The sequence below is a fragment of the Streptomyces sp. NPDC001568 genome, from assembly GCF_042893755.1.
Classification (GTDB): Bacteria; Actinomycetota; Actinomycetes; order Streptomycetales; family Streptomycetaceae; genus Streptomyces.
Genome location: NZ_JBIAVF010000003.1, coordinates 298707 through 320687, shown reverse-complemented (window position 1 = coordinate 320687; position 21981 = coordinate 298707). Strand labels below are relative to the sequence as shown.

Genomic DNA, 21981 nt, shown 5'->3' with positions numbered 1-21981 from the left:
GGCCCCCGAGGCTGACGTGGTCTACGTGTTGGCCATGTCCACGAAGCGGGAGTAGTGGCCCTGGAACGCGACGGTGATGGTCGCCGTGGGACCGTTTCGGTGCTTGGCCACGATCAGGTCCGCCTCGCCCGCGCGGGGGGACTCCTTCTCGTACGCGTCCTCACGGTGGAGCAGGATCACCATGTCGGCGTCCTGCTCGATGGAGCCCGACTCACGGAGGTCGGAGACCATCGGCTTCTTGTCGGTGCGCTGCTCGGGACCACGGTTCAGCTGGGAGAGCGCGATCACCGGCACCTCCAGCTCCTTGGCCAGCAGCTTGAGGTTTCGGGACATGTCCGAGACCTCCTGCTGGCGGCTTTCGGGACGGCGGGAGCCGCCCGACTGCATCAGCTGGAGGTAGTCGATGACGACGAGGGAGAGGTCGCTGCGCTGCTTGAGCCGGCGGCACTTGGCCCGGATCTCCATCATCGACAGGTTCGGGGAGTCGTCGATGTACAGCGGTGCGGCCGAGACGTCGGGCATCCGGCGCGCGAGCCGGGTCCAGTCGTCGTCGGTCATCGTGCCGGAACGCATGTGGTGCAGCGCGACGCGGGCCTCCGCCGAGAGCAGGCGCATCGCGATCTCGTTGCGGCCCATTTCGAGGGAGAAGATGACACTGGGCAGATTGGCCTTGATGGAGCAGGCCCGTGCGAAGTCCAGCGCGAGCGTGGACTTTCCCATGGCGGGACGTGCGGCGATGACGATCATCTGGCCCGGGTGGAGGCCGTTGGTGAGGGAGTCGAGGTCGGTGAACCCGGTCGGTACGCCCGACATCTGGCCGCTGCGGGACCCGATGGCCTCGATCTCGTCGAGGGCGCCCTCCATGATGTCGCCGAGCGGGAGGTAGTCCTCCGAGGTCCGCTGCTCCGTGACGGCGTAGATCTCGGCCTGGGCGCTGTTGACGATCTCGTCGACGTCGCCGTCCGCCGCGTATCCCATCTGCGTGATCTTCGTACCGGCGGCGACGAGACGCCGCAGGACGGCTCTCTCGTGGACGATCTCCGCGTAGTACTCGGCGTTCGCCGCGGTGGGCACGGACTGGACCAGGGTGTGCAGGTACGAGGCCCCGCCGACCTTGCTGATCTCACCGCGCCGGGTCAGTTCCGCGCCGACGGTGATCGGGTCGGCCGGCTCGCCCTTGGCGTAGAGGTCGAGGATGGCCTGGTAGATCGTCTCGTGCGAGGGACGGTAGAAGTCGTGCCCCTTGAGGACCTCGACCACGTCGGCGATGGCGTCCTTGGAGAGCAGCATGCCGCCGAGCACGGACTGTTCGGCATCGAGGTCCTGCGGGGGAACGCGCTCGAAGCCGCCCCCGCCGCCGTCCCAGGAGCCGCCCTCACGGCCGGCGTCGTCCTGCTTGTCCCCGCGACCGCGCCCCTCGCCGCCACGGCGCTGACGGGCGGGCAGACGGTCACTGGGACCGCTGTCGGCCCAGGGGTCGTCCATGGGCTCGGGCATGTTCACCGGGCCGCCTCCTCCCGTCCGCTGCGCGGACCTCGCCGTGCCACTCTTTCTACGACACGGCTCTGACATTTGGGGCACCCGGATCGGCTGTCGGCGCGTCGGGCAACGCCCAACGGTAGGGCCGCGAGCGACGTCAGCCAATCTTGTTATCCACAGGCTGTGTGGATGAGATGTGGACGACGGCACCAATGCTGTGGGTAAGTCGCCGGAAGCTGTGTACGGACCGGGGGACGACGCTGTGGACAAAATCACCCGACCCACCCCAACACCCCATCTGACCTGCAATTTTCTCGCTCCGTGAGACAGCGGGAGAAAATTCTTGGCCACTGTCTCAAGATCGCCTCCAATGGGGTGGGAAGAACCCGCAAGTCAGCGCCTCGGTAAGGATCCAATGACCCTTGCATCCATTACCTGTGGAAGATTAGATTGAGCACATGACACAGGCCCCCACAGCTTCGAAGGCTGCCCCGAGACGGCATGACCGCGAGATCCTCGCCCTCGCCGTCCCCGCCTTCGGCGCCCTCGTAGCCGAACCGCTGTTCGTGATGGCAGACAGCGCCATCGTCGGACACCTCGGCACCCCCCAGCTGGCCGGCCTCGGCATCGCCGCCGCACTCCTCATGACCGGAGTGAGCGTCTTCGTCTTCCTCGCCTACGCGACCACCGCGGCAGTGGCCCGGCGCGTCGGAGCGGGCGACCTCCCCGCCGCCATCCGACAGGGCATGGACGGCATCTGGCTCGCGCTCCTGCTCGGAACGGCCGTGGCGGCCGTGATCCTGCCGACCGCGCCCGGGCTGGTGTCCCTCTTCGGGGCCTCCGACACCGTCGCCCCGTACGCGATCACCTACCTGCGGATCTCCGCCCTCGGGATCCCCGCCATGCTCATGGTCCTGGCCGCCACCGGCGTCATCCGCGGGCTCCAGGACACCCGTACACCGCTCTACGTGGCCATCGGCGGCTTCGCCCTCAACGGCGTCCTCAACGTGGCCCTGGTCTACGGAGCCGGCCTCGGCATCGCCGGATCCGCCTGGGGCACGGTCATCGCCCAGTTCGCGATGGCCGCCGCCTACCTCTTCGTGGTCGTCCGCGGAGCACGGCGACACGGGGCTTCACTACGCCCGGACAAGGCCGGCATCCGGGCCTGCGCCCGGGCGGGCGCTCCCCTGCTGGTCCGCACCCTGTCCCTGCGGGCCATCCTGATGATCGCGACCGCCGTCGCTGCCCGGCTCGGCGACGCCGACATCGCCGCCCACCAGATCCTGCTTTCCCTGTGGAGCCTGCTCGCCTTCGCCCTGGACGCGATCGCGATCGCCGGACAGGCCATCATCGGCCGTTACTTGGGCGCCGGGGACACCGAGGGCGCCAAGGCCGTCTGCCGCCGCATGGTCCAGTGGGGGATCGTGTCGGGGATCGTCCTCGGCCTGCTGGTCGTCGTCGCCCGGCCGGTCTTCATCCCGCTCTTCACCAGTGATCCCGTGGTCGAGGACGTCATGCTGCCGGCCCTGCTCGTCGTGGCCGTGTCCCAGCCCGTCTCAGGGATCGTCTTCGTCCTGGACGGGGTCCTCATGGGCGCGGGGGACGGGCCCTACCTCGCCCGAGCCATGTTGGTGACGCTCGCCGTATTCGCGCCGGCGGCGCTCCTCGTACCCGTCCTCGGTGGCGGTCTCACCACCCTCTGGTGGGCGATGACGCTGATGATGGTGGTCCGTATGATCACTCTCCAGCTGCGAGCCCGCTCCGGCCGGTGGCTGGTGGCCGGAGCCACCCGCTGATCGGCCTGCGGCCCCGTCCCGCCGGTGGTCGTTTCACGTGAAACGCCGCCCGCACCCTGTTTCACGTGAAACGGACGCAGCATGCCCGAACCGCGCCCGGGAATGACGAAGGGCCGCACCCCCTGCGGGGTGCGGCCCTTCATGCGCTGCCCTTAGGCGGCGACGACCTCGATGCCCACGTTCGCGGCGACCTCGGCGTGCAGACGCACGGAGACCTGGTACGAACCGAGGGTCTTGATCGGGGCGCCCAGCTCCACGCGACGCTTGTCGACCTTCGGGCCACCCGAAGCCTCGATCGCCGTGGCGATGTCGGCCGGCGTGACAGAACCGAAGAGACGACCGGCGTCACCCGCGCGGGTGGCCAGACGGACCTTCACACCCTCGAGCTTGGCCTTGAACTCGTTGGCCTGCTCGATGGTCGCGATCTCGTGGATCTTGCGGGCGCGGCGGATCTGCGCCACGTCCTTCTCGCCACCCTTGGTCCAGCGGATCGCGAAACCACGCGGGACCAGGTAGTTGCGAGCGTAACCGTCCTTGACGTCGACGACATCGCCGGCGGTGCCGAGGCCAGAGACCTCGTGGGTCAGGATGATCTTCATTATTCGGTCACCCTTTCCTTATCGCGCGGTGGACGTGTAGGGCAGCAGTGCCATCTCACGGCTGTTCTTGACTGCCGTGGCGACGTCACGCTGGTGCTGCGTGCAGTTGCCGGTGACGCGGCGGGCACGGATCTTGCCGCGGTCGGAAATGAACTTCCGCAGCATGTTCGTGTCCTTGTAGTCCACGTACGCGGTCTTGTCCTTGCAGAACGCGCAGACCTTCTTCTTAGGCTTGCGCACAGGCGGCTTCGCCATTGTGTCTCTCCTGTGTGATCAAGAAGTGGATGCGAGCTGCCCTAGAAGGGCGGCTCGTCCGAGTAGCCACCGCCGGAGCCGCCGGAGCCGCCGGAGCTTCCGCCCCAACCGCCCCCGCCGCCACCCTGCTGCTGGCCACCGGCAGCCGGCGCGCTGGACGCCCACGGGTCGTCGGAGGGACCTCCGCCGCCCTGAGGCGCGCCGCCGCCGCCACCGGGGGCTCCGCCCCAGTTGCCGCCGCCGCCACCCTGCTGCTGACCGCCGCCGTATCCACCCTGGGCTCCGCGACCCGAGGTCTTGGCGACCTTGGCCGTGGCGGTCTTCAGGCTGGGGCCGACTTCCTCGACGTCCAGCTCGTAGACCGTGCGCTTGACACCCTCACGGTCCTCGTACGACCGCTGCTTCAGGCGGCCCTGCACGATGACGCGCATGCCCCGCTGAAGGGACTCGGCGACGTTCTCAGCCGCCTGACGCCAGACCGAGCAGGTCAGGAACAGGCCTTCGCCGTCCTTCCACTCATTGGTCTGCTTGTCGAAGATGCGGGGAGTGGACGCGACACGGAACTTCGCGACCGCCGCACCCGAGGGGGTGAAGCGCAGCTCGGGGTCGTCGACGAGATTGCCGACGACCGTGATGACGGTCTCGCCTGCCATGGATGAACCTCTCGGCGGGGATGTGCTGCTGGGCTGCTGTGTACTACTCGGTCCCGATTACCGCTGAACCGAAGTTCAGTGGGTCTCGGGGCGAAGGACCTTGGTCCGGAGAACCGACTCGTTCAGGTTCATCTGGCGGTCAAGCTCCTTGACGACCGCAGGCTCGGCCTGCAGGTCGATGACCGAGTAGATGCCCTCGGGCTTCTTCTTGATCTCGTAAGCGAGACGACGACGGCCCCAGGTGTCGACCTTCTCGACCTTTCCGTTGCCCTCACGGACGACGGAAAGGAAGTTCTCGATCAACGGGGAGACAGCGCGCTCCTCGAGATCGGGGTCGAGGATGACCATCACTTCGTAGTGACGCATGTGGAACCCACCTCCTTTGGACTCAGCGGCCACGGTCGTTCCGTGGCAGGAGGGTCGTGATGCGTGCGCACGGCGTCTGAGAACAGACACCGCGCAGACCGTACAGACTACCCCGTCGACTCCTTCCGGTTGAAATCCGCCGGGAGGAGACCACAATCTGTATTCATCGGGTGTGCTCGGTGCTATGCCCCGGTCCTACCGGCGGCAGCCCCGTCGCACCGCTCTGCTCCAGCCAGGAGGTGCCTTCCGATGGCACAGGCAATGCGACCGCAGTCCCCCATCTCTCTCCTCGCGACGGACGGCAAGCCCCACCCGCTCCAGGACACCCTGATGGCGGCCACCCTCGTACTCGGCGCCGTGGCGTTCATCACGGCGTTCTGGCACCACCTGCACCTGGTCAGCTCGTGGGCCGGCCTGATCGGGATCCTGACCGGCGGCTACGGACAGTTCATCTCCATCACGACACGCGAACGCTTCGCGCTGATCATCGGCCTTGGCGCGTCCGCCTTCGGCTTCTTCCTCGGCATGGCGCACGGCGGCCTCTTCGGTGGCTGGCTGGGCTGACCGGGGGACCTCCGCGACGGGGCGCCGGCTTCCACCGGCCCGGGCCCGGCCCGTCCCCCAGATGGGTGGCGCCCACGTCGCAGTAGGCTTCGCGCCATAGCCAGCGAAGCCGCCGGAGGAGACGCCCCGCATGAGCCTGTCCCTGAGGACCATCAGTCGAGAGCAGCATCTGGGATATCTCCAGAGCCTGCCCTCGGCGAGCCACTGCCAGGTCCCGGCGTGGGCCGACGTGAAGAACGAGTGGCGTTCCGAGAACCTGGGTTGGTTCGACGCGTCCGGCGAACTCGTCGGTGCCGCGCTCGTGTTGTACCGCCAACTGCCCAAGGTGAAGCGCTACCTCGCCTACCTCCCCGAGGGCCCGGTCATCAACTGGTATGCCCCCAATCTGGACGAATGGCTCCAGCCGATGCTGGCGCACCTGAAGCACCAGGGCGCCTTCACCGTGAAGATGGGCCCGCCCGTCGTCATCCGTCGCTGGAACTCGGCCGCCATCAAGGCCGGCATCCAGGACCCCGAGGTCAAGCGCCTGCGTGACGTGGAGGCTTCGGTCATCGAGCCCCGCGCCTTCGAGGTGTCCGACAAGCTGCGCCGCATGGGCTGGCAGCAGGCCGAGGACGGCGGCGCCGGTTTCGGCGACGTGCAGCCCCGCTACGTGTTCCAGGTGCCGCTGGCGAACCGCTCGCTGGACGACGTCCTCAAGGGCTTCAACCAGCTGTGGCGCCGCAACATCAAGAAGGCCGAGAAGGCCGGCGTCGAGGTCGTCCAGGGCGGCTACGAGGACCTGCCCACCTGGCAGCACCTCTACGAGATCACCGCCGAGCGCGACAAGTTCCGCCCGCGCCCGCTCAGTTACTTCCAGCGCCAGTGGACGGCCCTCAACTCCGAGGACCCGAACCGGATGCGGCTGTACATCGCCACGCACGAGGGGGAGCCGCTGGCCGCCGCCACGATGCTCACCGTCGGCCAGCACGTCTGGTACTCGTACGGCGCCTCCGCCAACCACAAGCGCGAGGTCCGCCCGTCGAACGCGATGCAGTGGCGGATGCTGCGCGACTCGTACGCGCTCGGAGCGAGCGTCTACGACCTCCGCGGCATCAGCGACACGCTGGACGAGAACGACCACCTGTTCGGCCTCATCCAGTTCAAGGTCGGCACCGGCGGCGAGGCCGTCGAGTACGTCGGCGAGTGGGACTTCCCGCTGAACAAGCTGCTGCACAAGGCGCTCGACATGTATATGTCCCGCCGCTGATCCCCCCTCCCCACACATCGCACCGCTGCACCACGCAGCCACCAAGAGAGGTTCCGGACGGGCATGGCGCTCACGCTCTACGTCGACACCGCGCGCTGGCGTGCGCACCAGAAGCAGATCACGGACCAGTTCCCCGGACTGATCCCGGTCTGCAAGGGCAACGGCTACGGCTTCGGCCACGAGCGGCTGTGCGAGGAGGCGACCCGGATGGGCGCCGACATCCTGGCCGTCGGCACCACGTACGAAGCCGCCAGCATCAAGGACTGGTTCGGCGGCGATCTGCTCGTCCTCACCCCGTTCCGGCGGGGTGAGGAGCCGGTGCCGCTGCCGGACCGGGTGATCCGCTCGGTGTCCTCGGTGGACGGGGTCCGGGGCCTGGTCGGCGCCCGCGTCGTCATCGAGTGCATGAGCTCGATGCGTCGCCACGGCGTCTCCGAGCAGGACCTGGGCCTGCTCCAGACGGCGATCGAGGACGTCCGGCTGGAGGGCTTCGCGCTGCACCTGCCGCTCGACCGCCCCGACGGTTCGGACGCCGTCGAGGAGGTCATCGGCTGGATGGACCGGCTGCGCGCGGCCCGGCTGCCGCTGCACACCATGTTCGTCAGTCACCTGCGGGCCGAGGAGCTGACCCGGCTCCAGCAGCAGTTCCCGCAGACCCGCTTCCGGGCCCGGATCGGCACCCGGCTGTGGCTGGGCGACCACGAGGCGACCCAGTACCGCGGTGCGGTCCTGGACGTCACCCGGGTCTCCAAGGGCGACCGCTTCGGTTACCGCCAGCAGAAGGCCGCCTCCGACGGCTGGCTCGTCGTCGTCGCGGGCGGTACCTCGCACGGAGTGGGGCTGGAGGCCCCCAAGGCCCTGCACGGGGTGATGCCGCGTGCCAAGGGCGTCGCCCGGGCCGGCCTGGCCACGGTCAACCGGAACCTTTCGCCCTTCGTGTGGGCGGGCAAGCAGCGCTGGTTCGCCGAGCCCCCGCACATGCAGGTGTCGATCCTGTTCGTGCCCTCGGACGCGACCGAGCCCAAGGTCGGCGACGAGTTGGTGGCGCACCTGCGCCACACCACCACCCAGTTCGACCGGGTGCTCGACGCCTGACCCCGATCAGTCGCCGGGGTTCGTGCCCCAGTCGACCCGCTGTCCCTGCGAAGGCGCCGCGTACTGCGGCGCCTTCGTCGCGTTCGGGACCACGAACCTGTCCTCGGCCCCGTCCAGGACACCGCCGGACGGGTCGTCGGAGCCGTCGCGCCGCACGACGTCCCGCTCGGGCAGCAGGATGTCCCGCACCACGACCGCGCAGAGGTAGAGCGTGGCCACCAGGTGCGCGGCGATGGCCAGCTGATAGCCCTCCAGGGGCAGGCCCTGGTGCTTGTCCCCGCTGGTCGTGTAGGCGAGGTAGAACCAGATGCCCAGGAAGTACGCGACCTCGCCGACCTGCCAGATCAGGAAGTCGCGCCAACGGGGGCGGGCCAGCGCGGCGAGCGGGATGAGCCACAGCACGTACTGCGGCGAGTAGACCTTGTTGGCCAGGATGAAGGCGGCGACGACCAGGAAGGCCAGCTGCGCGAACCGGGGGCGCCTGGGCGCCGTCAGGGTCAGCAGGCCGATGCCCAGGCACATCAGCAACGTGAGGAGCGTCGCGTACGTGTTGGCGCCCTCCAGGGGGTTGCCGGTGCGTTGGGAGATCAGCAGCCATACGGAGCCGAAGTCGATCGGCCGTTCCTGGCTGAACACGTAGAACCGCTTCCAGCCGTCCCGGGCGAACAACATGATCGGCGCGTTCACCACGAGCCAGGCGACGACGGCACCGCCGGCCGCCGCGCCGAAGGCCCGCCACTTGCCCGCCCGCCAACAGAGCACGAACAGGACGCCCAGCAGCAGGGCCGGGTAGAGCTTGGCGGCGGTGGCCAGACCGATGAAGACGCCGGCGGCCAGCGGACGACTGCGCGACCACATCAGCATCGCGACGGCGGTGAGGGCGACGGCCGGCAGGTCCCAGTTGATCGTCGCGTTGAGCGCGAAGGCCGGGGCCAGCGCGAGGAGCAGCGCGTCCCAGGGCCTGCGGCGGTGGGTCCGGGCCACGCTGACGGCCAGCACGGCCGCGCAGGCCATCAGCATGCCCGCGTTGACCATCCAGTACATCTGTTCGCGGTGCTGGAGGGAGCCCGAGGTCGGCGTCAGCCAGGAGGCGACCTGCATGAAGGCCCCGGTGAGCACCGGGTACTCCAGGTACTGCATGTCGCCGTACTTCGGGTCCTGGTCCGGGAAGCGGTCGAAGTACGGCACGAGGCCGTCGGCGAAGCCGCGCGCGGAGTACAGGTGCGGGATGTCGGAGTAGCAGGCGTGCGTGTACTGCGAGGCGGCGCCGCGGAACCACGCCCAGTCGTAGCAGGGCAGTTTCTGCACCATGCCGAGGGCGAACAGCCCCAGGACCACCAGCACCACGACGCGCACCGGTCCCAGCCAGTGGCCGCCGAGGCGGGCGTGGCGACCGATGGGGCCGCCGATCAGTTCGCTGCCTGCCGCGGCGACCTCGTCCTGCTCCGTGGGCAGGACGGGCCGCTCCTCGTGCACCTTGGTCATGCGCTCATCCTGCCGTACCGGGTCGGACACACGGGAGGGCCGTCGCACGGATGCGACGGCCCTCGCCTGTGTGGAGGAGGTGGGGCGGGTCAGCCGGTGGCGCCCATGTTCATGCCCCAGTTCGTGGAGCCGCCGGGCCTGCCGGGTCGGCCCGAGCCGGACGGGGAGGGCATTCCGCTGGCGCCGCCGTCCGGGAAGCCGCCGGCTCCGCCGTCGTCACCGCCCGGGCCGCTGCCGCCGTTGGCGCCGTTCCCGCCGTTCCCGCCGTTGCCACCGATGCCGCCGTTCGCGGCGCCGTCGGTGGTGCCGCCGGCGGTCTCCGGGTCGCAGTACAGACCGGCCCACGGCTTGCAGGACGGCCTGCCGCCCCGCGAGGGGGAGGGCGAGACCGGGGGCGCCGAGCTCGACGGCGGGGCGGACGGGGTCGGGGAGGGCGAGTAGGAGGGCGCCGGGGGCGTCGGGGTGGGCGCTCCGGAGGCGTCGGCGGTCACGCCGATGTCCTCGGGCTCCGGGAACTGCTTGACCGGAGTGCCCTTGAGGGCCTCGCGCATGTACTCCGTCCAGATCACGGTCGGGATGTCACCACCGTGGATGGAGTCGACGCCGCCCACGTTGTTCATGGACATCAGCTCCTTGTCCTTGGAGTTCGGGTCGTTGCGGAACAACGTGACCGAGGTGGAGAGCTCCGGGGTGTAGCCCACGAACCAGGCCGACTTGTTGAAGTCGGTGGTACCGGTCTTGCCCGCGGCGGGTCGGCCCAGCTTCTTCGCCTTGATGCCGGTGCCGTTCTCGACGACGTTCCGCAGGACCTTGGTGATGTTGTCCGCGACGGCGTCGTCCATGGCCCTGGCCGACTTGGGGGGTCCGAAGCCGGGCAGGTCCTGGCCGTCCTCCGTGACCTTGGTCACGGAGAAGGGCTCGTGGTGGGTGCCGGAAGCGGCGAAGGTGGCGTACGAGTCGGCCATCCGGATGGCGCTGGGCGTCGAGGTGCCGAGGGCGAAGGACGCGTTGTCGTCGGGGTCCATCGACTCGTCGAGGATCCCGGTGGCCCGGGCGACCCCGCGGACCTTGTCGTGGCCGACGTCGAAGATCAGCTGGGCGAACGGGACGTTGATCGACTGTCGCATCGCCTCGTCGAGGGTCACGTAGCCGAAGGCCTGCGGGCTCTCGTTCTTCTGCTTGAACGGCTCCCCGCCCTTGCCCCGCAGCGGCTTCCCCTGTCGGTTGGTGATCACCGTGAGGTCGTCGGCGAGGTACTTGCTGTCGACCGAGATGCCCGAGCCCTTGGAGTTCTGGGTGCCGTACTCCATGGCCGCGGCCAGCACGTACGGCTTCCAGGTCGATCCCACGGGCACGCCGGAGGTGTTGGCGTTGTTGGCGAAGTGCTTGTGGTCCCAGCCCGGGCCGCCGTACAGCGCCACGATCGCCCCGGACTTCACGTCCACGGAGGCGGCGCCGAACTGTACGAAGGTGTCGTACTGGGGCCGCTTCTTCTCGTCGAGGAAGTCGTTGCGGGTGTCCTCCACCGCCTTGGACAGGGCTTCCACCTTGGACTTCTCGAAGGTCGTTCGGATCGTGTAGCCGCCCAGGGCCATCTTCTCGGCCGTGATGCCCGTGGTCTTCAGGACGTACTGCTTGGCGACCTCGACGAGGTATCCGGTCTGGCCGGACATGCCGCGGGCCTGCTCGGAGTCGACCCTGGCCGGGAACTCCCTGTACTTGTCCCGCTCGGACTGCTCCATGCGGCCCACCGCGACCTCCCGGTCGAGGACCCAGGCCCAGCGCAGCCGGGCCCGCTTCTCGTTGGCCTCGGGGGTGGCGGCGGTGCCGATGCCGCCGTCCGGGTTGTAGAGGTTGGGGCCCTTCAGGAGGGACGCCAGAAAAGCGCTCTGGGACGGGTCGAGGTCCTTGGCGTCCTTGCCGAAGTAGGCACGGGCCGCGGCCTGGATCCCGTAGGCGTCGCGACCGTAGTACGCGGTGTTGAGGTAGCCCGCGAGGACGGTGTCCTTCGACTCCGACACGCCGAGCCTGATCGAGATGAAGAGCTCGGTGACCTTCCGCTTGAGCGTCTGCTCGGAGTCCAGGTACATGTTCTTCACGTACTGCTGGGTGATCGTCGAGCCGCCCTGCGTGGACCCGCCGGTGGCCATGTTCACCACCGCGCGGACGATGCCCGTCGGGTCGACGCCCTTGTCGGTCTCGAAGGACTCGTTCTCCGCGGCGATCACGGCGTTGCGCATCGACAGGGGAATCTGGTCGATGGGCACGATCTGCCGGTTCGTGGAGCCTCCGGTGGCGACCATCTGGGTGCCGTCGGCCCATTGGAAGACGTTGTTCTGCGCCTCGGCGGCCTTGTTCGGGTCCGGCGTGCCGACACTGGCGATGCCGATGCCGGCGCCCGCCACGATGACGGCGAAGAAACCCAGGAACGTGCCTCCCACCAGCTTCCAGGAGGGTACGAAGCGCTTCCAGCCGGCCTTCCCGGCGCGCGGGTAGTCGACGAGCCGGTTCCCCCCGCCCTTCCCGCCGCGGCCACGGCCGGCGGTTGCGCGCTGGGCGGCCCGGCGGGCGTCCGCGCGTCCGGCGGGTGCGGTCTGTTCTGCGTACGGTCCGCTGGGTGACGCCGTGGGGACGTCACGCCCGGACCCGGCGCCCCTTCCGGGGCGCGGTTGCGCGGCCCGGCGGGACGCGGCGCGTCCGCCGCCCTGGGGCTGCGGCGGTTTGCGGCGGTGCTCGCTCATCGAACGACTACTCCTCGGGCAGGCGAGTGGCCTGGAAGCGGCTGGTGAATTCCGGTTCCCCCGTTGTGTTGCCGCACAGACTACGCACGGCCAAAACCCGACCAGTGCCGAAGTTCACCCCAAATCAGGCACCTTGCGTCGCACGAATTGATGATGTGACGCCGGTCACCACGTCACCCCTTGTCGCGAACGGCCACCCGTTCTATCGTCTGGATGTATCGAGTCGATACATCAGCTCGGCATAAACTCAGAGGCAGAGAGAGGCAGGCGGATGAGCAGGCGCTCAGGCATCCTCGAGTTCGCCGTCCTCGGCCTGCTTCGCGAATCCCCCATGCACGGTTACGAGCTCCGCAAGCGGCTCAACACCTCGCTGGGGGTGTTCAGGGCGTTCAGCTACGGGACTCTCTATCCCTGCCTCAAGACGCTGGTCGCCAACGGCTGGTTGATCGAAGAGCCGGGCAACGCCCCGGAAGACGCTCTCGCCGCTTCACTCGCAGGGCGCCGCGCCAAGATCGTCTATCGGTTGACGGCCGCAGGTAAGGAGCACTTCGAAGAGCTCCTCTCCCACACCGGCCCCGACACCTGGGAGGACGAGTCCTTCGCCGCCCGCTTCGCCTTCTTCGGTCAGACCGAACGCGAGGTACGCATGCGGGTACTGGAGGGCCGCCGCAGCCGGCTCGAGGAGCGCCTGGAGAAGATGCGCGCCTCGCTCGCCCGCACACGGGAGCGTCTCGACGACTACACGCTCGAGCTGCAGCGACACGGCATGGAATCCGTGGAGCGTGAAGTGCGCTGGCTGAACGAGCTCATCGAGAGCGAGCGGGCGGGACGGGATCGGAGACGACCCGGACCGTCCGACGAAACTGCAAAGTGAGGCCTGCATCTCGCAGGCCTCGTTCCGAGAACAAACAGGGAGCAACCGGAATGGGTTCGGTTCGCGTAGCCATCGTCGGCGTGGGCAACTGCGCCGCCTCGCTGGTGCAGGGCGTCGAGTACTACAAGGACGCCGACCCGGCGGCCAAGGTCCCCGGTCTGATGCACGTCCAGTTCGGCGACTACCACGTGAGTGACATCGAGTTCGTCGCCGCGTTCGACGTCGACGCGAAGAAGGTCGGCCTCGACCTCTCGGACGCTATCGGCGCCAGCGAGAACAACACCATCAAGATCTGTGACGTCCCGAACGCGGGCGTCACGGTCCAGCGCGGCCACACCCTGGACGGTCTGGGCAAGTACTACCGCCTGACCATCGAGGAGTCCGCCGAGACCCCGGTCGACATCGTCCAGGTCCTCAAGGACCGTCAGGTCGACGTCCTGATCTGCTACCTCCCCGTCGGCTCCGAGGCCGCTGCGAAGTTCTACGCGCAGTGCGCCATCGACGCCAAGGTCGCCTTCGTCAACGCCCTCCCGGTCTTCATCGCCGGCACCAAGGAGTGGGCTGACAAGTTCACCGAGGCCGGTGTCCCGATCGTCGGCGACGACATCAAGTCCCAGGTCGGCGCCACCATCACGCACCGCGTGATGGCGAAGCTGTTCGAAGACCGCGGCGTCCGACTCGAGCGCACCATGCAGCTCAACGTCGGCGGCAACATGGACTTCAAGAACATGCTGGAGCGCGACCGCCTGGAGTCGAAGAAGATCTCCAAGACCCAGGCCGTCACCTCGCAGATCCCCGACCGTGAGCTCGGCGAGAAGAACGTCCACATCGGCCCGTCCGACTACGTGGCGTGGCTCGACGACCGCAAGTGGGCCTACGTCCGCCTCGAAGGCCGCGCCTTCGGCGACGTCCCGCTGAACCTTGAGTACAAGCTCGAGGTGTGGGACTCCCCGAACTCCGCCGGTGTCATCATCGACGCCCTGCGCGCCGCGAAGATCGCCAAGGACCGCGGTGTCGGCGGCCCGATCCTGTCGGCGTCGAGCTACTTCATGAAGTCCCCGCCGGTGCAGTACTTCGACGACGAGGCCTACGCGAACGTCGAGAAGTTCATCAAGGGCGAGGTCGAGCGCTAGTCACACCCACGTGTCCTTCGGACACCTGGTCTTCGACTGCTCTTCCGCCGAGGGTCCCCGGACAATGTGTCCGGGGACCCTCGGCGTGTGTGACCCTTGCCCTCATGCCTGTCGTACGTGATCTGCGCGTACTCCTGCGCCTGAGGGACTTCCGCAACCTGCTCGCCGTACGGCTGCTCTCCCAGGCCGCCGACGGTGTCTACCAGGTCGCGCTCGCCACCTACGTGGTCTTCTCGCCGGAGAAGCAGACCTCGCCCGCGGCCATCGCCTCGGCCATGGCGGTGCTCCTGCTGCCGTATTCGGTGATCGGACCCTTCGCCGGGGTGCTGCTGGACCGGTGGCGCCGTCGACAGGTCTTCCTCTACGGCAACCTGCTGCGGGCCTTCCTCGCCTGTGTGACCGGCATGCTGATCGTCGCTCAGGTACCCGACTGGCTGTTCTACGCGTCGGCCCTGTCCGTCACCGCGGTGAACCGCTTCGTCCTCGCCGGCCTCGCCGCCTCACTGCCCCGCGTCGTGGGACCCGCCCAGTTGGTCACGGCCAACGCCCTGTCCCCGACCGCCGGAACCCTCGCGGCCGTGGGCGGGGGCGGCCTCGCCTTCCTCGTGCGGCTCCTGGCCTCCGACAGCAACGCACTCGTCGTGCTGCTCGGCGCCGGGCTCTACCTGTGCGCGGCCCTGGCCTCCTTGCGCCTGGCCGTGGACCTGCTCGGGCCCGACCACCCACCCGGCCGAAGCCATCCGTCGCTCGCCGAGGGAGCCACCCTCACCGTGCGGGGCATGGCCGAGGGACTCAGACACCTCGCCGAGCGGCGCGAGGCCGCCCTGGCCCTCACCGCGATGACGCTGATGCGCTTTTGCTACGGGGCCCTGACCGTCACGCTGCTGATGCTCTGCCGCTACGCCTGGTCGGACAACGAGTCCGACGGCCTGGCCCTGCTGGGCATCGCCGTCGGAGTCTCGGGGGCCGGGTTCTTCGTCGCCGCCGTCATCACGCCCTGGCTGGTGGCCCGGCTGGGGACCCTGGGGTGCATCACCGTCTGCGCCGCCGGCGCGGCCGTCCTCGTCCCCGCGCTCGGGCTCTTCTTCGCGCCCGGCCCCATGCTCGTCGCCGCGTTCGTCCTCGGCCTCGCCACGCAGGGCGCCAAGATCTCCACCGACACGGTCGTGCAGTCCCGGGTGGACGACGCGTTCCGCGGGAGGGTCTTCTCCGTCTACGACGTCCTGTTCAACGTGGCGTTCGTCGGAGCGGCCGCCGTGGCCTCGCTCATGCTCCCGGCCGACGGCCGCTCGATCACCCTGATCGTCACCGTGGCCCTGCTCTACGCCGCCACGGCCGTGCTCCTGCAACGCCGAGGGCGGTGTTTCACGTGAAACACCGCCCTCGTACCGACGCCCCGGCCCGCTGTTTCACGTGAAACAGCGGGGCCGTTCCACGTGAAACGGCCGGCCCGTTCCACGTGAAACAGCGACGAGAGCCCCTCAGCCCTGCGCGTCCTGAGCGGCCCACCACTCCTTGAGGGCCGCCACCGCCGCGTCGCGATCCATCGGGCCGTTCTCCAGCCTGAGCTCCAGCAGGAAGGCGTAGGCCTTGCCCACCACCGGTCCGGGACCGATCTCCAGCACCTGCTGGATCTCGTTGCCGTCCAGGTCGGGCCGGATCGCGTCCAGCTGCTCCTGCTCCTGGAGCTGCGCGATGCGCTCCTCCAGCCCGTCGTAGGTGCGCGACAGGGCGTTCGCCTTGCGCTTGTTGCGCGTGGTGCAGTCCGAGCGGGTCAGCTTGTGCAGCCGGCCGAGCAGCGGACCCGCGTCACGGACGTAGCGCCGCACCGCCGAGTCGGTCCACTCGCCGTCCCCGTAGCCGTGGAAGCGCAGGTGCAGCTCCACCAGCCGGGACACGTCCTTGATCATGTCGTTGGAGTACTTCAGCGCGGTCATGCGCTTCTTGGTCATCTTCGCGCCCACCACCTCGTGGTGGTGGAAGGAGACCCGACCGTCGTTCTCGAACCGGCGGGTGCGGGGCTTGCCGATGTCGTGCAGCAGGGCGGCCAGGCGCAGCACCAGGTCCGGGCCGTCCTCCTCCAGCGCGATCGCCTGTTCCAGCACGATCAGGGAGTGGTCGTAGACGTCCTTGTGCCGGTGGTGCTCGTCGCTCTCCAGCCGCAGCGCGGGCAGCTCGGGCAACACGCGGTCCGCGAGACCGGTGTCCACGAGCAGTCCCAGGCCCTTGCGGGGGTGCGCCGACAGCAGCAGCTTGTTCAGCTCGCCCTGCACCCGCTCCGCCGAGACGATCTCGATCCGGTCGGACATCGCCTTCATCGCCGCCACCACCTCGGGTGCGACCTCGAAGTCCAGCTGCGCGGCGAACCGGGCGGCGCGCAGCATCCGCAGCGGGTCGTCGGAGAAGGAGTCCTCCGGAGTGCCAGGAGTGCGCAGCACGCCCTCGGCCAGGTCCTCCAGGCCGCCGTGCGGGTCGACGAACTCCTGCTCCGGCAGGGCCAGGGCCATGGCGTTGACGGTGAAGTCGCGGCGAACCAGGTCCTCCTCGATCGAGTCACCGTAGGAGACCTCGGGCTTGCGGGAGGTGCGGTCGTACGCCTCGGAGCGGTACGTCGTCACCTCGATCTGGAAGCCCTGTTTCTGTGCTCCCACCGTGCCGAAGGCGATGCCGACGTCCCAGAGGGAGTCGGCCCAGGGGCGGATGATCTTCAGGACGTCCTCGGGACGCGCGTCCGTGGTGAAGTCGAGGTCATTGCCGAGACGCCCGAGCAGCGCATCGCGGACGGACCCGCCGACCAGGGCGAGGCGGAAGCCCGCCTGCTGGAACCGGCGGCCGAGCTCGTCGGCGACAGGAGCGACCCGCAGCAGTTCACTGACCGCGCGGCGCTGCACCTGATTCAGGGCACTGGGGGTGTCTTCATTGGCATTCGGCACAACAGAAAAGGGTACGTGGCCCACCCGGCACGGGCTCCCTCGTTTTACGGCACCCCGGCGCCGGGGTGCCCGGGGGCCGCCCCCGATCATGTGGAGCAAGGCGCGGCACTCGCGCACAGCGCACCTCGTTACCATGCGTGGACGCAGAAACGACGACCACTGACACTTCGAGGACGGGCGAGCGCGTGGCCGAGGCGGCAGAAATCCAGGGGGGTACTCCCACCCCTGCCCGGCGCCGCTGGCTGCGGCGGGCGGTGGTCCTGCTCGCCGGGACGCCGGTGCTGGCCGCCCTGATCTACGCTCCCGCCCCGCCGGCGCAGGCCGCCGACGGCTCGGTCGACGTCCAACTGGACGAGGTGAGCCCCAGCGCTCCCGTCAAGAGCGACACGCTGACCATCTCCGGGACCGTGGTCAACAACAGCGCGGAGACGATCAAGGGCGCCCACGTCGGTCTGCGGGTCGGACCGATGGTGAGTGACCGGTCGACCATCGACGAGGTCGCGGAACGCAAGGGCTTCCGCCCGGGTGTGGATCCCGGCGAGATCGACAGCGCCTTCGCCGTGAAACTCGACTCGCTCCCCTCCAAGGTCGGCAAGCCGTTCTCCATCAAGGTGCCGGTCAACAAGCTGGACCTGGGCGCGGACGGGGTCTACCAGCTCGGGGTCTCCGTTTCCGGGACCACCGACAGCCGTCCCTCGGACCGGGTCCTCGGCATCCAGCGGACGTTCCTGCCCTGGCAGCCGGACCCCGCCGCGAAGCGCTCCTCGCTCACCTACGTGTGGCCGCTGATCTCCACGACCCGCGTCACCGCGGAGACCGGCTCGGACGAGCTCCAGACCCCGGTGTTCCTCGACGACTCACTCGCCCAGGAGCTGGCGCCGGGCGGCCGGCTGGAGCGGATGGTCGCGCTCGGCAAGGACCTGCCCGTCACCTGGGTCATCGACCCCGACCTGCTGGCCACCGTCGACGCGATGACCAAGGGCTACCGGGTCCGCAGCCCCGAACCCGGCGGCAAGCCCGTCCAGGGCAAGAACAAGGCCGTCGCCGAGCGCTGGCTGAGCGACCTGGAGAACGCCGTCCAGGGCAAGAAGGTCGTCGCGCTGCCCTTCGCCGACCCGGACATCGCCTCGCTGGCCCACCACGGCAAGGACGTCTCGGGCACCCTCGGTCAGCTGCGACCCGCCACGGACAAGGCGAAGCAGGCCGTCGAGACGGTCCTGCACGTCACCCCGTCCACCGACTTCTCCTGGCCCGTGGAAGGCGCGATCGACCCCGCGATCGTGAACGTCGCCACCTCGGCCGGAGCCCACAACGTCCTCACGCGCAGCGACAGCCTCCAGGAGAGCGGCGCCCTCGGGTACACGCCCTCGGCCGCCCGGCCCATCGGCGCCGGCACCACAGCCGTGGTCGCCGACGCCGAGTTGTCCACCGCCTTCGACGGCGACATGTCGCACGTCGGGAACTCCACGCTCGCCGTGCAGCGGTTCCTCGCCCACAGCCTCGCGCTCAACCTGCACAACGGCGACGAGCCCCGCAGCTACGTGGTCGCTCCCCAGCGCATGCCCACGGTCAGCCAGGCCGATTCGATGGCCCTCGCGCTGCGCGGTCTGCAGGGCGCACGCTGGAGCCAGCCCTCCGATCTGGAGGCCGCGGCCGCCGCCAAGCCCGACCCCGGCGCCTCGACCCAGGTTCCGGGCGCCGGGCAGTACCCCGAGTCCCTGAGCAAGCAGGAACTCCCGGTGTCGGCCTTCGAGACGATCCGCACCACCCAGAACACCCTCGACCACTTCAAGGTCATCCTCACGATGGCGGACCGGGTCGAGATCCCCTTCGGGAACACGACCAACCGGGAGATGTCCACTTCCTGGCGCGGTCGCCCCGAGGAGGGCCGCCTCTACCGGGAGCAGGTCCAGCAGTACCTGATCGGGCTCACCGAGAAGGTCAAGGTCATCCCCAAGTCCGACGCGACCCTGTCCGGGCACAGCGCGACGATCCCCGTCAGCGTCCAGAACAGCCTCGTCCAGGACGTGCACAACCTCGTGCTCCGCGTGAAGTCCGCCAACCCCACCCGCCTGATGTTCGACGACAGCGGGGAGGCGCAGCAGGAGGTCAACGTCCAGGGCGGGCACAGCCAGACGGTGAAGTTCACCGCCAACGCCACCGCGAGCGGACCCGTCGAAGTCACCGCGCAGCTCTTCACCAAGGACGGCGTGCCGTACGGCAAGGAACGCACCTTCACCGTCGATGCGACGGAGATCACGCCCACGGTCATGCTGGTCATGGCGGGCGGCGTGCTGTTGCTGGTCCTCGCAGGCATCAAGATGTACGCGAGCCGCAAGCGTGTCGCGGCCCGCACGGCCGCGGAGGAGAGCACGCAGCCGAGTGACGAGTCCCCGGACACCGGACCGCAAAGCACCGAGGGGTCCGGCCCGAGTGAGACAGTGGACCGTTGAGCGATGCCGTGGCCGGTCGGCCTGGGGACGATGAGGTGGGGTTGCGATGAACGCGCCGTACGACGGTGACCGCGCGCAGGGCGCTGGTGGGCAGACGCCCTCCCAGGGCACTGCCCCGGGCACTCCCGTGCCCGGGCAGGTTCCGGCGCCCGGGCCCGCGCCGGACCACGACCCTTATGTCCAGGACGCCTACGCCTACGACCCGTACCGGGCGCAGGACCTGTCGGCTCAGGATCCGGTCGCCGAGGTCCTGTACGACCGGGCGTCCCACCCGCCGCCGCCCCCCGGCACCTACCAGGAGGGGGCCCCGCTCTACGCGGCTCCGCAGACTCCCTCCCACGGCCCCGACCCGCGCGTCTGGGCCCAGACGCCGCCGCCCGAGCCGGACGGCCCCTCCCGTCACCTCCCGTACGGGGACCACGCCACCACCACGCAGTTCGTCGGCGTGGACTCGCTGGTGACGCGGGCGGCCGAGGACGAGCCGGAGCCGGACGCCTTCGCCCACCTGTACCGGGACCAGCAGGCGGCCCCCCGCACCCCGGTCGAGGAGGCCCCCGTGGCCGCCCCGGCCCCCGCCAAGCCCGCCGGACGCGCCTCCAGCCTGCTCAAGTCGAGCGCGTTGATGGCCGCCGGCACGATCGTCTCCCGCCTCACCGGCTTCGCCCGCACCCTGGTGATCGCCGGCGCCATCGGCGTCGCCGTCCTCAACGACTCCTACCAGGTCGCCAACACCCTGCCGACGATGATCTACGTGCTCGTCGGCGGCGGCGCCCTCAACGCGGTCTTCATCCCCCAGCTCGTCCGGGCCATGAAGAACGACGACGACGGCGGCGAGGCCTACGCCAACCGACTGCTGACCCTCGTCGTGGTCCTCCTGGGCGCGGTCACCACCGTCTGCGTCCTGGCCGCACCGCTGTTGATCGGGATGATGTCGCAGGACATCGCGGACAACCCCGAGCGGCTCGACGTGGCCGTGGCCTTCGCCCGCTACTGCCTGCCCACCATGTTCTTCATGGGCGTGCACGTGGTCCTCGGTCAGATCCTCAACGCGCGCGGCCGGTTCGGCGCCATGATGTGGACCCCGGTCCTCAACAACATCGTCGTCATCGCCACCTTCGGCGCCTTCATCTGGGCCTTCGGCGGCTTCACCTCCACGGGCATGACGGAGGGGAGCATCACGCCCGAGGGCGTCCGACTGCTCGGCATCGGCACCCTGCTGGGGCTGGTCGTCCAGTCCCTCGCGATGCTGCCCTACCTGCGCGACGCCGGGTTCAAGCCGCGCCTGCGCTTCGACTGGAAGGGCCACGGCCTCGGGAAGGCCGCCGGCCTCGCCAAGTGGACCTTCTTCTTCGTCCTCGTCAACCAGCTCGGCCTGATCGTCGTCACCCAGCTCGCCACCACCGCCGGATCGCTCGCCGGTACGCAGGGCCACGGCGGTACCGGCATCACCGCCTACAACTACGCCCTGCTGCTGTGGCAGATGCCGCAGGCGATCATCACCGTCTCCGTCATGACGGCGGTCCTGCCCCGCATCTCCCGCTCCGCGCACGACGGGGACGCCGCCGCGGTCCGTGACGACATCTCCTACGGCCTGCGCACCTCGGCCGTCGCGATCGTGCCCTGCGCCTTCGCGTTCCTCTCGCTCGGCGTCCCGATGGCCACCCTGCTGTACGCCGGTTCCGGTGCTGACGACGCCCGCAACATCGGCTTCGTCCTCATGGCCTTCGGTCTGGGCCTGATCCCGTACTCCGTCCAGTACGTCGTCCTGCGCGGCTTCTACGCCTACGAGGACACCCGGACCCCGTTCTTCAACACGGTCATCGTCGCCGCCGTCAACGCCGGTGCCTCGACCATCGCCTTCTTCGTCCTCCCGGCCCGCTGGGCCGTCGTCGGCATGGCCGCCGCGTACGGACTCGGCTACGCGGTGGGCGTCGGTGTGGCCTGGCGCCGCCTCAAGAACCGTCTCGGCGGCGACCTCGACGGCGCCCACGTCATGCGCACCTACACGCGGTTGATCGGCGCCTGCGTGCCGGCCGCCGCCGTCGCGGGAGGCGTGGCCTACGGGGTCACCCAGTGGCTGGGCAGCGGAGTCGTCGGTTCCCTCGCCGCTCTCGTCGCCGGCGCCATCGCACTGGGCGCGGTGTTCCTCATCGCCGCCAAGCGGATGCGGATCGAAGAGCTCAACTCCATGGTCGGGATGGTCCGCGGACGTCTGGGGCGCTGATGCGAACGCCCACCGCAGGACCTGACCTCCCTGGCGTGTCGTGCAGAGCGCCGGACTGTGGGCACAATTGGCATGGCTTCGC

The 21981-nt window shown here is 69.3% G+C and carries 17 protein-coding genes; 9 read left to right on the top strand and 8 right to left on the bottom strand.

What is annotated here, in order from left to right; all coding sequences use genetic code 11:
- Positions 1–21: 21 nt before the first annotated feature.
- Complete coding sequence (gene dnaB, locus ACFY0I_RS07265) at positions 22–1485, bottom strand: replicative DNA helicase (RefSeq protein ID WP_388891819.1); 1464 nt, start codon at positions 1483–1485, stop codon at positions 22–24.
- Positions 1486–1937: 452 nt separating this feature from the next.
- Between dnaB and ACFY0I_RS07260 the strand changes: the two genes are divergently transcribed.
- Positions 1938–3275 carry an MATE family efflux transporter gene (locus tag ACFY0I_RS07260; protein WP_388891349.1) on the top strand — a complete coding sequence of 446 codons (1338 nt, stop codon included), beginning with the start codon at positions 1938–1940 and terminating at the stop codon, positions 3273–3275.
- Between the two features lie 152 nt (positions 3276–3427).
- Here ACFY0I_RS07260 and rplI read toward each other — a convergent pair whose 3' ends face one another.
- The 4 genes from rplI to rpsF form a co-directional block, all read right to left on the bottom strand.
- Positions 3428–3874: a 50S ribosomal protein L9 gene (gene rplI / locus ACFY0I_RS07255; RefSeq protein ID WP_388891347.1), complete on the bottom strand. Its 447-nt coding sequence runs from the start codon at positions 3872–3874 to the stop codon at positions 3428–3430.
- 18 nt (positions 3875–3892) lie between these two features.
- Positions 3893–4129 carry a 30S ribosomal protein S18 gene (rpsR, locus tag ACFY0I_RS07250; RefSeq protein ID WP_005315025.1) on the bottom strand — a complete coding sequence of 79 codons (237 nt, stop codon included), beginning with the start codon at positions 4127–4129 and terminating at the stop codon, positions 3893–3895.
- A 41-nt stretch (positions 4130–4170) separates the two neighbouring features.
- Positions 4171–4782, bottom strand: a complete 612-nt coding sequence (locus tag ACFY0I_RS07245; RefSeq protein ID WP_388891344.1) for a single-stranded DNA-binding protein — start codon at positions 4780–4782, stop codon at positions 4171–4173.
- Between the two features lie 75 nt (positions 4783–4857).
- Positions 4858–5148, bottom strand: a complete 291-nt coding sequence (rpsF, locus tag ACFY0I_RS07240) for a 30S ribosomal protein S6 (protein ID WP_004950685.1) — start codon at positions 5146–5148, stop codon at positions 4858–4860.
- Positions 5149–5397: 249 nt separating this feature from the next.
- Between rpsF and ACFY0I_RS07235 the strand changes: the two genes are divergently transcribed.
- From ACFY0I_RS07235 to ACFY0I_RS07225, 3 genes are all read left to right on the top strand, one after another.
- Positions 5398–5712, top strand: a complete 315-nt coding sequence (locus ACFY0I_RS07235; RefSeq protein ID WP_388891341.1) for a hypothetical protein — start codon at positions 5398–5400, stop codon at positions 5710–5712.
- 130 nt (positions 5713–5842) lie between these two features.
- A complete protein-coding gene (locus tag ACFY0I_RS07230) occupies positions 5843–6961 on the top strand; it encodes a peptidoglycan bridge formation glycyltransferase FemA/FemB family protein (RefSeq protein ID WP_281204951.1) in 1119 nt (372 codons plus the stop codon).
- A 63-nt stretch (positions 6962–7024) separates the two neighbouring features.
- On the top strand, positions 7025–8056 hold the full coding sequence (locus ACFY0I_RS07225; protein WP_362875118.1) for an alanine racemase: 1032 nt from the start codon (positions 7025–7027) through the stop codon (positions 8054–8056).
- Positions 8057–8062: 6 nt separating this feature from the next.
- Here the strand turns inward: ACFY0I_RS07225 and ACFY0I_RS07220 are convergent, their stop codons facing one another.
- Positions 8063–9541, bottom strand: a complete 1479-nt coding sequence (locus tag ACFY0I_RS07220; RefSeq protein WP_388891337.1) for a glycosyltransferase family 87 protein — start codon at positions 9539–9541, stop codon at positions 8063–8065.
- An 89-nt stretch (positions 9542–9630) separates the two neighbouring features.
- Positions 9631–12282: a transglycosylase domain-containing protein gene (locus ACFY0I_RS07215; protein WP_388891334.1), complete on the bottom strand. Its 2652-nt coding sequence runs from the start codon at positions 12280–12282 to the stop codon at positions 9631–9633.
- Between the two features lie 271 nt (positions 12283–12553).
- Here ACFY0I_RS07215 and ACFY0I_RS07210 point away from each other — a divergent pair, with 271 nt between their 5' ends.
- From ACFY0I_RS07210 to ACFY0I_RS07200, 3 genes are all read left to right on the top strand, one after another.
- On the top strand, positions 12554–13156 hold the full coding sequence (locus ACFY0I_RS07210; protein ID WP_281204955.1) for a PadR family transcriptional regulator: 603 nt from the start codon (positions 12554–12556) through the stop codon (positions 13154–13156).
- Positions 13157–13206: 50 nt separating this feature from the next.
- Complete coding sequence (locus ACFY0I_RS07205) at positions 13207–14289, top strand: inositol-3-phosphate synthase (protein WP_388891332.1); 1083 nt, start codon at positions 13207–13209, stop codon at positions 14287–14289.
- Positions 14290–14393: 104 nt separating this feature from the next.
- The gene (locus ACFY0I_RS07200; RefSeq protein WP_388891330.1) at positions 14394–15662 is read left to right on the top strand and encodes an MFS transporter; all 1269 of its coding nucleotides are present in this window, start codon (positions 14394–14396) and stop codon (positions 15660–15662) included.
- 108 nt (positions 15663–15770) lie between these two features.
- On the opposite strand, the gene ACFY0I_RS07195 is transcribed toward ACFY0I_RS07200, so the two are convergent.
- Positions 15771–17222 carry a CCA tRNA nucleotidyltransferase gene (locus tag ACFY0I_RS07195; RefSeq protein ID WP_388891327.1) on the bottom strand — a complete coding sequence of 484 codons (1452 nt, stop codon included), beginning with the start codon at positions 17220–17222 and terminating at the stop codon, positions 15771–15773.
- A gap of 185 nt (positions 17223–17407) precedes the next feature.
- Between ACFY0I_RS07195 and ACFY0I_RS07190 the strand changes: the two genes are divergently transcribed.
- Both ACFY0I_RS07190 and murJ read left to right on the top strand, forming a co-directional pair.
- The gene (locus tag ACFY0I_RS07190) at positions 17408–19675 is read left to right on the top strand and encodes a DUF6049 family protein (RefSeq protein WP_388891325.1); all 2268 of its coding nucleotides are present in this window, start codon (positions 17408–17410) and stop codon (positions 19673–19675) included.
- Between the two features lie 46 nt (positions 19676–19721).
- Positions 19722–21899 carry a murein biosynthesis integral membrane protein MurJ gene (murJ, locus tag ACFY0I_RS07185; protein WP_388891322.1) on the top strand — a complete coding sequence of 726 codons (2178 nt, stop codon included), beginning with the start codon at positions 19722–19724 and terminating at the stop codon, positions 21897–21899.
- Positions 21900–21981 lie beyond the last annotated feature (82 nt).